The organism is Pseudoduganella guangdongensis (assembly GCF_009857475.1).
GTDB classification, from domain to species: Bacteria; Pseudomonadota; Gammaproteobacteria; order Burkholderiales; family Burkholderiaceae_D; genus Rugamonas; species Rugamonas guangdongensis.
In genome coordinates, this window is record NZ_WWCJ01000002.1 from 210,980 (window position 1) to 222,994 (window position 12,015).

The 12,015-nt window shown below is 56.8% G+C and carries 12 protein-coding genes; 6 read left to right on the forward strand and 6 right to left on the reverse strand.

All coding sequences use genetic code 11. The features are described 5' to 3' along the window. Positions 1-40 precede the first annotated feature (40 nt). The 3 genes from GTP41_RS03520 to GTP41_RS03530 form a co-directional block, all read right to left on the reverse strand. On the reverse strand, positions 41-829 hold the full coding sequence (locus tag GTP41_RS03520; RefSeq protein WP_161024177.1) for an alpha/beta fold hydrolase: 789 nt from the start codon (positions 827-829) through the stop codon (positions 41-43). Positions 830-973: 144 nt separating this feature from the next. Further along, positions 974-1,369 (reverse strand): nuclear transport factor 2 family protein, encoded by a 396-nt coding sequence (locus GTP41_RS03525; protein WP_161024178.1) that lies wholly within the window; start codon positions 1,367-1,369, stop codon positions 974-976. A 2-nt stretch (positions 1,370-1,371) separates the two neighbouring features. After that, positions 1,372-1,713, reverse strand: a complete 342-nt coding sequence (locus GTP41_RS03530; RefSeq protein ID WP_161024179.1) for a MoaF-related domain-containing protein — start codon at positions 1,711-1,713, stop codon at positions 1,372-1,374. Positions 1,714-2,223: 510 nt separating this feature from the next. On the opposite strand from GTP41_RS03530, the gene GTP41_RS03535 reads away from it, so the two are divergent. Further along, complete coding sequence (locus GTP41_RS03535) at positions 2,224-2,868, forward strand: hydrolase (protein WP_161024180.1); 645 nt, start codon at positions 2,224-2,226, stop codon at positions 2,866-2,868. 206 nt (positions 2,869-3,074) lie between these two features. After that, the gene (locus GTP41_RS03540) at positions 3,075-3,968 is read left to right on the forward strand and encodes a pirin family protein (protein WP_371867271.1); all 894 of its coding nucleotides are present in this window, start codon (positions 3,075-3,077) and stop codon (positions 3,966-3,968) included. A gap of 82 nt (positions 3,969-4,050) precedes the next feature. On the opposite strand, the gene GTP41_RS03545 is transcribed toward GTP41_RS03540, so the two are convergent. Together GTP41_RS03545 and GTP41_RS03550 are read right to left on the reverse strand one after the other, a co-directional pair. Continuing rightward, positions 4,051-4,920 (reverse strand): AraC family transcriptional regulator, encoded by an 870-nt coding sequence (locus tag GTP41_RS03545; RefSeq protein WP_161024181.1) that lies wholly within the window; start codon positions 4,918-4,920, stop codon positions 4,051-4,053. Between the two features lie 276 nt (positions 4,921-5,196). Continuing rightward, positions 5,197-6,072: a helix-turn-helix domain-containing protein gene (locus GTP41_RS03550; RefSeq protein ID WP_161024182.1), complete on the reverse strand. Its 876-nt coding sequence runs from the start codon at positions 6,070-6,072 to the stop codon at positions 5,197-5,199. Between the two features lie 800 nt (positions 6,073-6,872). On the opposite strand from GTP41_RS03550, the gene GTP41_RS03555 reads away from it, so the two are divergent. Next, the gene (locus GTP41_RS03555; RefSeq protein ID WP_202419596.1) at positions 6,873-7,712 is read left to right on the forward strand and encodes an alpha/beta fold hydrolase; all 840 of its coding nucleotides are present in this window, start codon (positions 6,873-6,875) and stop codon (positions 7,710-7,712) included. A gap of 155 nt (positions 7,713-7,867) precedes the next feature. Then, on the forward strand, positions 7,868-9,328 hold the full coding sequence (locus GTP41_RS03560; protein ID WP_161024183.1) for a catalase: 1,461 nt from the start codon (positions 7,868-7,870) through the stop codon (positions 9,326-9,328). A gap of 180 nt (positions 9,329-9,508) precedes the next feature. Here the strand turns inward: GTP41_RS03560 and GTP41_RS03565 are convergent, their stop codons facing one another. Continuing rightward, entirely contained in the window at positions 9,509-10,270 is a 762-nt protein-coding gene (locus GTP41_RS03565) for an SDR family NAD(P)-dependent oxidoreductase (protein ID WP_161024184.1), read from the reverse strand. A gap of 336 nt (positions 10,271-10,606) precedes the next feature. Between GTP41_RS03565 and GTP41_RS03570 the strand changes: the two genes are divergently transcribed. Both GTP41_RS03570 and GTP41_RS03575 read left to right on the forward strand, forming a co-directional pair. Then, complete coding sequence (locus GTP41_RS03570; RefSeq protein WP_161024185.1) at positions 10,607-11,188, forward strand: TetR/AcrR family transcriptional regulator; 582 nt, start codon at positions 10,607-10,609, stop codon at positions 11,186-11,188. Positions 11,189-11,206: 18 nt separating this feature from the next. After that, entirely contained in the window at positions 11,207-11,863 is a 657-nt protein-coding gene (locus GTP41_RS03575) for an NADPH-dependent F420 reductase (protein WP_161024186.1), read from the forward strand. The last annotated feature ends 152 nt before the right edge of the window (positions 11,864-12,015 follow it).

Consider the following 12,015-nt stretch of genomic DNA (forward strand, 5'->3'; position numbering starts at 1 on the left):
TGCGCCAGCCGCCCACAGGCGGCTGGGCAGTCCGGTGCACTTAGCGGACCGACGCGGCTGCCTCGAGGATGATGCGGGCCACCTCGTCAGCGTGGCTGACCATGACAACATGCGATGCACCCGGCACTTCGACAATCTTCTTGGCGTGTGCTCGCTTTGCCATGAACGACATCGCCGCAGCCGGGATATTTTTGTCGCCTGTGCCGTAGATATGCCAACTCGGCAGGACTTTCCAGGCAGGCTCGCCAGCGCCTTGAGTCAACGCCGCTTCCGCAATAGGGCGTTGAGTTGCGGCCATCAGGCTCGCAACTGCTGGGCCAACGTCTGCCGCAAACTGCCCATGAAATTTTGCTTGGTCGATGTACAAGTCTTTGCTTCCCTCGGGCGTGGATACAGGCTGGCCAAGTGCCCCTCCCAAGCTGCTGCCGGGGAATCTGCCTGAAAGCTCGAGAGCCGTTTCCCCTTTGTCTGGCGCGAATGCTGCGACATAGACCAAGGCCTTCACATTCGCTTGGCTCGTCGCGGCGCCGCTGATAACCGCGCCCCCGTATGAATGACCCACGAGAACTACACTGCCCGGGGTCGCACGAACCAGTTGCCGAACGCTTGCAATGTCGCCATCTAGCGAGCGCAGCGGGTTGGCCGCGCTTACCACGCGAACGCCCTGCTGCTGCAGTGTGGGAATCACTGCGTTCCAGCTGCTGCTGTCAGCGAAAGCACCGTGGACCAATATCACGGTCACGGGAGGCTTTGCCAGAGCGCCTCCGCTTGCACCGCCAATAATAGCGGCGCAGGTAACTGCCTGGTACAGCCGTTTAAGCTGCTTCATAAATTTCTCTCAAAAGTTGGTAAATGAACGTTATGGAGCTGGCTACGCCACTGCGATAGCGGCCCGGCCAGCAAGTCGCGGCTGCTAGGACGAGCGATGTCGCGCGATGCGGCTATCTCGGCAAGCCACCAGTGTGTTCACACTTCATTGCCCGCTATCGTTGCCATCGCGCTTACCATCATGGGCAAACTGGATAGGGGAGACCTCATCTTGCAGCACGTCCCAGTGCTCAGCCAGGAGGCCATCCTCAATGCGGAAGATGTCAACTACAACCTGCGGCGTGGGAGCCCATCCCCGGATGCGGCCATGAATGGCGACATAGTCCCCTTCGGCGATCATCAGACCCGGTTCATAGAAGACCTCACTCGATAGCTGCCCAACTAGATCCTGGAGCGCCTGGCGGCCTTGCGCGATCCCGGGGTTGTGTTGAACGTAATCAGCCGCGTAGTAGTGCGCAACTGCGGCAGGATCGCGCCTTTGAAACAGCGCTGTCATTGCTTCCAACACTAGGGCCTTGTTTTGGTTGGGGGTGTTCTTCATAACTAGTTTCCTTGGTCAACAATATTCATTGCGCCGTGCATGCGCAAAAACGTGCCGTCGGGCAGCGTGGCATGCGAATAGATTTTGTTCTCCACAAAATCCTCCACATGAACCACGGTGGCGCCGTTGCTCTCGGTCCAGCTGACCAGGAATACCCCGGTACGAATGCAGTCAGCAGCCATTTTCACGACCTCGGTTTTGGCATATACGCCGTTGTCGATGTGAAACTGCATTCTGCTATGGGGTAACGTGGTCAGGCGGGCCGAGAATTCCTCGAAGGTCACATCGAAAACCATTCCTATCGGATATTGGTTGGCGAGTGCCGGTGAACTTAGTTGATTCATAAATCTCCCATCGGTCAATGTGAACAGGGCATCCCAAACCTTGGCACTGCCGTGGACTTTTGGGATGGTGTTCAGTGTCGCCGCAGTGCCTGCCGAGTGCACTGTCTAAAGATGCGATCAGTAGTCTTGTTTTGCTGAATCGCCGAAATCAGCTTCGCCTGTTCGTTACCACCATGAGCGAAGCTGCGAAGCGTACCTCGCACTTATGGATCACTCGCGGGGATATTTCCTGAGCTACGCTGCGCGACCATGCGTGGCCCGCCAAACCATGTGAGCGATTTGGACTATCGCCAGCAAGATCGGTCAGTGACCTGCGCCAACTTTACCGGCACCATGGTTTCCGTCGGCTCACCGTGCCGCAACGGGATAAAACTGCATGCAATGCCGACAAGAGGCCTTGAATGCTGACCTTGCGCACCGCGCGGTCGGATTCTCCCGGCGCAGTGTGAGAGCCTCAATCGACATTTTTTTAACGGCGCTAAAACGCATTTTTCTTACCGGAGACTCACCATGAATAAGACAGGCCTGCAAGCACTGTTGCGCCCCCAAGACAGCATCGTTGTGCTGATCGATCATCAGCCTTACCAGTTCGCTAACCTGCACAGCCACGAGCCGACGCTCGTGTCAAATAACGTGGTGGGTCTCGCCAAAGCGGCAAAGGTCTTCAATGTGCCCACGATTCTTACAACGGTCATGGAAGAGCGTGGCGGCTACCTGATCAAGGCGTTGCAGGATGTGTATCCAGATCAGAAGCCAATTGATCGCACCTTCATTAACACCTGGGAAGACCCCGCCGTCACGGACATCGTCAAGAAGAGTGGCCGCAAACAACTGATCCTGGCCGCGCTGTGGACCGAAGTGTGCTTGGCGATGCCCACGATCCAGGCGCTGGGCGAAGGCTACGATGTGTTTATCGTGACGGACGCTTCGGGCGGCGTCTCAGTAGAGGCACACGAAATGGCCGTGCGCCGCATGGTACAAGCAGGCGCTGTACCCATCACTTGGATGGCGGTATGTGCTGAATGGCAGCGCGACTGGGCGCGGGCCGATACTGCTGTTCCCTTTACCGAAGTCGTGCGTGAGCATGGCGGTGGTAGCGGCATTGCCTATGCATGGGAAGTGCAGCTTCTGGCAGCCTCCCAAGTTGCCAGGTAAGCAGCCGCTTTGATGGCTCTTCGCTGGCGAAGCCCATCCGATGGTATTAGCCACGCCGAGTAGTCGCTCGGCGTGGGTAAAGCCGCGTCGGGACTGCAGGCTCGAAAAGCGGATTCCACCGATCACCTTCATTTATTTTGGAAGTCGACGTGAAACCGAGATCCCAAGGGCCATTGCCATTACCCGCAATTCCCAGAACCACGGCAGTGTGGAGCAATGCTCTCAACCCTGCGTTGCGCCATCGCTGCGTCCTGCTTCGTACAAGAGGCGAGGATCATGGCCAGGTTTCTCGGCTGATAAGTCCGCAGGGTCTTGGTCATATGCTCAAACCGTTCGTGCTCCTTGAGCTGTTTGACATGGATCTTCGCGACCAAGCGTCTCAGTGCTCAATCCATCCTCATTCCGGCATCGCAACGATTACGGTCATCACGGACGGCGACGTACGCTTCGACGACCCAACTGGGGGGGCTGGTCATATCGGCTTTGGCGGCTTTGAGTGGATGCGCGCTGGAGCGGGCGTATGGCACGGTAAGGAGCTCTCGGCAGGCATGTCGCAACGGGTCAAGGGATATCAGTTGTGGCTGGCTCTCGGACGCGAACGCGAGCATGCAGCAGTCGATAGCCAGTACGTGGAAGCCAAGAATGTCCCAACGGCGGGCCCTGCGCGTGTAATCCTGGGGGCCTATAAGGGGCGAAGCAGCCCGGCCCGATCCCCTGCGGGTGTGACGCTTCTACTTGTGTCGCTGCCGGCGAACGCGCAGTGGACATTTTCACCAGCTGCTGGCCAGCGAGTTGCCTGGCTTGCCATGGCGAGCGGTGGACTCGTCGGACCAACTCACGCGCAAGCCGGCCAGCTCGTGGTTTTTGAGGCAGGGGAGCAGGCTGTTAATCTTCACGCCGGACCGGATGAGCCAGCTGTTTTCGTCGTTGGCAGCGCCATCGAGCATCCGTTTGAGCTTCATATTGGTACCCACTCGGTTCACACGTCCCGACAATCGTTGGCGAAGGGGGTGGCTAACATCAAGCGCTTACGCAAGCAGTTGGTCGCGGCGGGGGATCGCTATTCGGCAGCGGAGCGCTTGCCGGTGTTTGGAAAATAGTTCAGCGATACGCGGCCTTACTGCGCACGCCAGTGCCCGCGGATTCCGCCGCCGCTCACCAGCCATGGAAAAAGCTGGCCTGTCAGCTCTGCCGGTCAAGACGCCATGCACCGGGGCTTGCTTGGGTAAGCTTGCGAAAAGTCCTGCCGAAATGAACTGAATCAGCAAAACCGGTCGCCTCGGCGATATGATCCAGCGAGTGATTAGTCTCCAACAGCATGCACTTCGCCCGCTCGATACGCTCTTTGAGCTGCCACTGGTACGGAGCGAAACCCGTTGCCGCCTTGAAGGCACGGCAGTAATGCGATGGAGACATCCCCGCCAGACGCGCGAGCGTAGAGAGCTCCACGCGGTTAGGCATGTGTGCGTCCAGAAAGCTCATGGCGTCTTTCAGTTGCATGTTCGATAGGCCAGCTGGTTTCTTGCTGGATGCGGACGGAATTCTGAGTAAGCGACTGGCGATTGCGGTAATCAGCGAATCACCATACAGCTGTACAGATGGGTCGGGATCTGCAATGACATCTGCGAGCAGGCGCACCAGATACCAAATGCGATCGTCGGTGAAACGAAGCTTGGGCACGCTTGCCAGGTCCGCGTCTGGCTTGATCTGCAACTGCTCTGCGAATGGGTTAAGGTCTAGCGTAATATGCACATCCTTCGCATAGAGCACATCGGCACTGTAGCCCCAGATCTCGATACCGGCTGGCATGAAGGTCATATCGCGGGGCCGCGATTCATGAGGACATTTCAGCAAGCGATTCTCGCGAGGTTCGCACCGATATTTGCTTACCTCTTCGACGATGACGCTTAAGCGGGTCTTGTCGCTGTGTGGAAGTTGATGCAGGACTTCACCGTTGCAGGTGTATTCTGTAACTTCTACAAGAGCGCCGCTCCATTCGCGCCGCATGGTGCTGGCCAGCAGGTTTTCGGGAACTTCAATTAACGTGGCCATGGCTCTCTTCCTGACGCAATGTGCGCGTCAATAAATTACGTCTGTTCAAAATGCGTCAAGCTATGTACTCGGTAGCGTTAATTTGGTCCAGCCGGCAGGTACGCTAGGTGTACGGTCATCTGCAGCGTGTGGGTCCGCCGGCCTTCGCGAATGCGATCCCGCTGTAGGAGGGCATGCAAATGTCAAAAGAAGACGAGGGCCCACAGAAGTACTTCGCTACTTGTCAAATCCGAACGGATGGAATCGCCAAAAGGTTTGCGGTAGCTGTTCAGTTTTCTATGTCAACATGTCGGTCCGCCACGCCGCTGGACTGGCGCCAGTCATTTTACGGAAGGTACGCCCAAAATGCACAGCGTCAGCGAAGCCAGTAGTGTCCGCAATCTCCTGCAGACAACGATTCGTGTTCAATAATAGGAACTTGGCGCGATCAACACGAGCCTGTAATTGCCATTGATATGGCGCCATGCCTGTGGATGCCTTGAAAGCTCGGCAATAATGCGATTGTGACAGCCCGGCAAGCTTTGCAAGTTCGGCGAGTTCAACCTTTTGGGGCATTCTCGCTTCGAGATAGCTGATCGCATCGTTGAGATGGGCTGCCGAGAGCTTGACCTCGCTACCCTTTGCTTCTTTCGGCCGCTCGAAGAGCCTCGCTGCAATCGCGGCAGTAAGCGAGTCTCCGTAAAGTTGGGCCGTCGGATCGTTATCCTCTAGCGTATCGCTTAGCAATTTGATCATAGTCCACACCTGATCATTCGAGAAACGAAACCGGGGAACATCAACCACCCTCATCGATTCACAGATTCCCAAACGCTCCTGCAGTAAGACTGGGTCGAAGCTGATCGTTGCACATTTGAGAGCCGTGGAATGCCCACTGTATCCCCAAATCTCCATATCTGCCGGCGCGATGAACAACGAACGCGGCTTGTAGGGTAAGGGATTGGGTCTATTCTGCCTTACTCTCGCCTCCAAAGTTCCTTGTCCAACCTCTTCGAATTGAGCATTAATCCAAGTCATATTCATGGAACGCTCAACTGGAAACAAAACCCTGCCTGTGCAGATGTAGGCATGACGTTCGACCTGGATTCCATTCCAACTACCCATAGTACAAGTGAACCCAGCGATGTTTTCGGGGAGTTCGATCACGTCTGACATATTACCGATTCCTCATGTGGCTTAGCTACGAGTCGGGGAGGATGTTAATTACTCGGTCCAATCCAGTCACTGATCGTTTTTGCTCGCGACAGCACAAATTTGTTGAGAAGACGTCATGCTCGGCGGGCATATCTCGGGTCATATTCAAGACACCGCTTGCACGGTCAATTGCTTCCCAGGTCAATTCATAAAATTGAACTAGCCGGCGCATTATCAGTCATTGTTTCGCCGACCCAGGGTAGCTATCGTTCATGTCCTGTTGATGCCAATGAACGGTAAAAAAGGAGAACGATGTGAATCGCATTTCGAATATCGGCGCTAGTGCACATCGAGATTCGTCTGTTCCACGCAAATCGCTCAGTGAACTTCCCTCCTCCAACACAACGGTGGAAACCCGGGCGGCCGTCAGTAGCAAAGATGTGTTAGCAACACCCGCTTTTCAGTGGTTTCCAATCCGGAGCATAGCGGTTTGCTGCGTCCTGAATCAGATTTGGACTCGGGCAACGCCAGTGGCAATCACATATGCAAATTCAGGACTTGTAGCGGCGGTGATTAGTCTCTGCATTCTGGCGCTCGCTGGCCGAGGGCGTGTGAGTGTCGCGCTGTTATCGAAAAAACATGAACGGGTTGACGACCGCCGTGCGCAACCAAATCTTGATCATCAATAGGGCGGGACAGGCCATCTGAGCAGACCACGATGATGCACGCGTAACTCTCGCGCGGCGGCGCATGTTGGACACGGCCGGGCCCCACCCTGATGTCGTTTTCTAAAATTATCCACTGTTCTCGAAAGGACAATCATGACCAGTAATCGAACCATCAACACCGTCACTGCGAAAGACGGCACCATCATCCACTTCACCGACTGGGGCCATGGTCAACCAGTGGTATTCAGCCACGGTTGGCCGTTGCAAGGCGACGCCTGGGAGGACCAGATGATGTTCCTGGCTGACCATGGCTACCGTGTGATTGCGCACGATCGCCGCGGTCATGGTGCCTCGAGCAAGGCCTGGCATGGGAACGATATGGATACCTACGCCGACGACCTTGGTACGCTGCTCGAGGCTCTGGACCTGACGAACACCATGCTGGTCGGCCATTCGACCGGTGGCGGCGAGGTGGCGCGCTATATCAGGCGTCACGGCATTGGCCGGGTTGGCAAGGCAGTACTAATCGGCGCCGTTACGCCGCAGATGATGCAGTCCGACGCCAATCCGGAAGGCGTACCGATGTCGGTATTTGACGGCATCCGCGAGGGCGTAAAGGCTGACCGCGCGCAGTTCTTCCTCGACCTCGCCACACCGTTCTACGGCTTCAACCGTGAGGGAGCGAAGGTATCGGAAGGCCTGCGCCAGACCTTTTGGCTGCAGGGGATGCGCTGCAGCTTGCGCAGTGCCTACGCCTGTATCAAACAATTTTCCGAAACCGATTTCTCGGCCGATTTGAAGAAGATGACGATCCCGACTCTGGTCGTCCATGGTGATGACGATCAGATCGTGCCCCTGTCGACGACCGCTCGCCGCGCCGTCGAGATGCTGCCGCAAGGCACACTCAGCGTCTACGAAGGCGCTGGCCATGGCCTGCCACAGACGCACAAAGACCGCCTTAACGCAGACCTGCTGGCGTTTCTGCGCACGTAGTACGTCAATGCACCCGGAAGGCTCGGGTGCATGGCCTTCAAAGGCTAGTTTAGATAGTTCGCGAACATGCGTACCTCCTCTAGCCTGCTTCCCCTTGGTACGAATGATACCGGCCAGACCCATGTCCACCTAGACAAGCACATCACGAGCACATCATGACCTACATCACTACTGCCTCTGGCATTCCCGTTGCAGATAACCAGAACTCGATCACTGCAGGGCCACGTGGCCCCTTGCTCCTGCAAGATTTCCACCTGATCGAAAAGCTCCAGCATTTCAATCGCGAGCGGATACCAGAGCGCGTTGTGCACGCCAAAGGATCCGGCGCCTACGGCACCTTCACCGTCACGCATGACATCACTCGGTTCAGCAAGGCTAAGATATTCGCCTCGGTCGGCAAGCAAACTCCCGTCTTCCTGCGCTTTTCGACGGTGGGCGGCGAGAAGGGTTCCGCTGATACAGAGCGCGACCCGCGCGGCTTCGCACTGCGCTTCTACACCGAAGACGGCAACTGGGACCTGGTCGGCAACAACACGCCAACCTTCTTTATCAAGGATGGCATCAAGTTCCCGGACTTCATCCATACGCAGAAGCGCGATCCGCAATCCAACCTGAAATCGGCCCAGATGATGTGGGACTTCTGGAGTCGTGCGCCCGAGTCGCTACACCAGGTCACGATCCTCTTCTCGGACCGCGGCACGCCGGACGGTTACCGTCACATGGATGGCTTCGGCAGTCACACATACAGCCTCATCGATACGAAAGGCGGCCGTGTCTGGGTCAAATGGCACTTCAAGACAAAACAGGGCATCCGGAACCTGTCGGCAACCGAAGCCCTTCGCCTGGCAGGGGCGGATCCGGACTACGCCCAGCGCGACCTGTTCAATGCGATCGACAGCGGCGATTTCCCATGCTGGAGCGTAGAAATCCAAGTCATGACCGATGCGCAGCGTGTCGAGTGGGAAAATAGGACCGGATGGGATGCGTTCGACCTGACCAAGGTCTGGCCGCAGGGCGATTTCCCGCGTCAGCCGGTCGGCGTCCTCGAACTCAATCGCAATCCCGCGAACTACCATGCCGAAGTCGAGCAGGCGGCGTTTTCGCCATCGAATATCGTGCCAGGCATGGGCTACAGTCCTGACAAAATGTTGCAGGCGCGCCTGTTTGCCTATCACGACGCACAGCTTTACCGCATAGGGGCAAATCATCAGCATCTTTCAGTGAACCAGCCCAGGTGTCCTTTCCACCATCAGCAACGCGACGGTGCAATGGCGATTGAGAATGGTGGCGCAGCGCAGAACTATGACCCGGTGCAGTCCGGCCTGCCCGCGTCCGACGGCTTTGGTCACGGCGATGCCGGCTGGGAACTCGGCGGAGCGGCGGGACGATACGAAACCCGCGTGGACGACGACTATTACACGCAAGCGGGCAACCTCTATCGCTTGCTTGGCGGCGATGCCAAGCGAAACCTGGTCGAGAACATTGGCGGCTCCTTAAGCCAGGCTGATCCTGCTGTCCAGGACCGTCAGATCGCGCACTTCATGAAAGCGGATCCGTCCTATGGCAATGGCGTTGCAGCAGCGATCAGGGAGCTCCAGGAAAAAAGAGACCGTTGAAAGGAGCGGGCACCAGACTTTCTTGCTGAAGACCGCTCTTGGTCGGTCAGAGCTTGCCATGTTGTCGTCTGCACCGGAGGTGGCCGCTGTCGCCATCGACCACTGGTTCAGTGCTTTTACTTAGCTCTTCGACGAGATTTGAACGGCACGTGCAAGATATTGCACGTGCCACAGGGAAGACTAGATCGCGAGGCCACCGGCCACGTCGATCACGCCACCAGTCATGTAGTCGGCAGTTGGGCCTGTCAAGAAGGTGACCACAGATGCCACTTCGTCCAGCTTGGCGATTCGTCGGATTGGATGCATGTCGAGGAATGCAGCCGGCGCATCCGTCGATCCTAAGGCATCAACCATCATGTCAGTCGCCATTGCACCTGGCTGGACGACGTTTACCGTAATGTTACGGCCGCCAAGATCGCGGGCCACGCCCTTCGCATAACCGATCAATGCCGCCTTAGAACCTGCGTAATCCGCGACACCTGGGAACAGCGCATGGGTTCCATTCAGCGAGCCAATGAAGATGATTCGTCCGCCGTCCGAGATTACACGCGCTGCTGCGCGAGTGGTTGCGACCACCCCCATAACATTAATCTGCCACAACCGGTCGAGCGCTTCCGTGCGCAGATCAGGGCTATCAACCGTCTGACCATTGACTACGATAGCGGCATTGTTAATCAGGATATCGAGCTTGCCGAACCCTGCAATGACAGTGTTGATGAGAGGCTGTGCAGCCCCCGTATCAGCTTGGTCAGCCTGGATTGCAATCGCACGCACACCTTTGGCCTTAAGTTTTTCAACAACCGCCTCGGCTTTTTCCTTGGATGCAACATAGCTGATCGCAACATCAGCCCCTTGATCCGCAAGAGACTCGGCAATGATGGCGCCAAGCCCGCGCGAACCACCGGTGACCAGAGCAACTTTTCCTTTAAGCGTATTGGACATTTTTAATCCTCATGAAGTTATGCCACGGACAAAATTGAGCTGTGGCTTGATTTAAGTAACTGAGTAGCGCCGGCCGCCCAACGCGCTCTTTGTTCCCCGTCCGATGGGAAGCCAAATACAAGGCCCGCTATGTGGATGCGTCAAGCGATGCGCAGGCCATTTAGTAACGATCAGTACGATAACGAACGTTATGATAATTATCCTTGGCTGTCAAGTGCAAAGCTCTGTGAAGTCATCACGCTCAGAGACGCAAACGGCCGTGCCCGGAGGACGTTGGACACGGCCCGCCAACTGGATTAATATCGATCATTATGAAAATTTCCAACGAGATCACTGATGGGACGCCACCGTGAGTTCGACGTGGACCAAGCGCTCGATGCGGCTCTTTGCGTCTTTTGGCGCAAAGGGTATGAGGGTGCTTCGTACACTGATTTAACCCAGGCTACGGGTGTCGAACGCCCTGCCTTGTACTCCGCATTCGGGAATAAAGAGGCCTTGTTTCGCCTTGCGCTCAAACGTTATTACGAGCGCTTCCTCGACTTTTTCCCCAAAGCACTGGAGCAGCCAACATCCAGGCAGGTCGTCGAGTCGATGCTGCGGGGAGCAGCCGAACTGCATACGCGTTTCCAGGATCGCCGAGGCTGCTTAGGCATTCATGGTGCTCTGGTCGGGTCAGACGATGTCGAACCGATCCAGCACGCCTTAATTGAGGCGCGTGCGGACGGCGAAGCGTCGCTTCGCGCTCGTCTAGAACGCGCTCGGGAAGAAGGCGACCTGCCCGCGACCGCCAATTGTGCAAGGTTGGCAGGATTCGTAATGACCGTATTGCATGGTATGGCGGTGCAGGCCAAAGCAGGTTTTGATCGCGCCACGCTCGATGGCATTGTGGACCAGGCGATGATGGCTTGGCCATCGTGAGGGCAATACCCAGCCAATATGACAACAGAAACTATCAGTATTATCGGAGCGGGCGAAGTTGGAACCCACCTCGCACGCGCGGCCATCGCCAGCGGCTACCAGGTCATCATTGCCAACTCTCGCGGGCCTGAAACGCTCAAGGAGCTCATCGACCGGCTCGGACCGTCGGCGCGCGCTGCCACTGCCGAAGAAGCAGCAAGGGCGGGCGATGTGGTGGTAATCGCGGTTCCCCTTCAATTGGTAAATAACATGCCTCGCGAAGCTCTTGCAGGCAAGATCGTGCTCGACACAAACAACTACATGACCTGGCGCGATGGCCACTATACGGTGATTGATTCGGGCCAGAAGACCGAGCATGAACTGCGCCAAGAGCACTTGCCAGCGTCTAAAGTAGTCAAGGCATTTACACATATCCAAGCGCCACGCATCCTCACCTGGGGCAAGCCTGCCGGATCGCCTGACCGGCTGGCCCTGGCGACTTCAAGCAATTATCCGGAAGCGGTTGAGTGGGTGACGCGCCTGTACGACCAGTTCGGATTTGACTGCGTCGATCACAGTCCCCTGAGCGAATCATGGCGTAACCGTCCTGGCCAGCCGGCCTGGAAGCAGGAGCGCCATACACGCGAAGAACTCATTGCCAACTTGGCTCGAGCGCGCCCAATCATAACTGTCTGAGCGACCGTTGTTTCGGCAGGATGGAAGCCTTCATGTCGCCAACGGGCACCTTCTGGCGAGGTACGGTCAAGCTTATGTGCGTCTTGCAAGCGGCCGCCACGGCAGTGTGCGCGGCCAGACTGATCCTGAACGATCACTACGTAAGAAGCGAC

Excerpts from the sequence above, each read along its gene's own strand:
- GTP41_RS03520 (WP_161024177.1), bottom strand. The coding sequence starts at position 829 with ATGAAGCAGCTTAAACGGCTGTACCAGGCAGTTACCTGCGCCGCTATT.
- GTP41_RS03525 (WP_161024178.1), bottom strand. The coding sequence starts at position 1,369 with ATGAAGAACACCCCCAACCAAAACAAGGCCCTAGTGTTGGAAGCAATG.
- GTP41_RS03530 (WP_161024179.1), bottom strand. The coding sequence starts at position 1,713 with ATGAATCAACTAAGTTCACCGGCACTCGCCAACCAATATCCGATAGGA.
- GTP41_RS03535 (WP_161024180.1), top strand. The coding sequence starts at position 2,224 with ATGAATAAGACAGGCCTGCAAGCACTGTTGCGCCCCCAAGACAGCATC.
- GTP41_RS03545 (WP_161024181.1), bottom strand. The coding sequence starts at position 4,920 with ATGGCCACGTTAATTGAAGTTCCCGAAAACCTGCTGGCCAGCACCATG.
- GTP41_RS03550 (WP_161024182.1), bottom strand. The coding sequence starts at position 6,072 with ATGTCAGACGTGATCGAACTCCCCGAAAACATCGCTGGGTTCACTTGT.
- GTP41_RS03555 (WP_202419596.1), top strand. The coding sequence starts at position 6,873 with ATGACCAGTAATCGAACCATCAACACCGTCACTGCGAAAGACGGCACC.
- GTP41_RS03560 (WP_161024183.1), top strand. The coding sequence starts at position 7,868 with ATGACCTACATCACTACTGCCTCTGGCATTCCCGTTGCAGATAACCAG.
- GTP41_RS03565 (WP_161024184.1), bottom strand. The coding sequence starts at position 10,270 with ATGTCCAATACGCTTAAAGGAAAAGTTGCTCTGGTCACCGGTGGTTCG.
- GTP41_RS03570 (WP_161024185.1), top strand. The coding sequence starts at position 10,607 with ATGGGACGCCACCGTGAGTTCGACGTGGACCAAGCGCTCGATGCGGCT.
- GTP41_RS03575 (WP_161024186.1), top strand. The coding sequence starts at position 11,207 with ATGACAACAGAAACTATCAGTATTATCGGAGCGGGCGAAGTTGGAACC.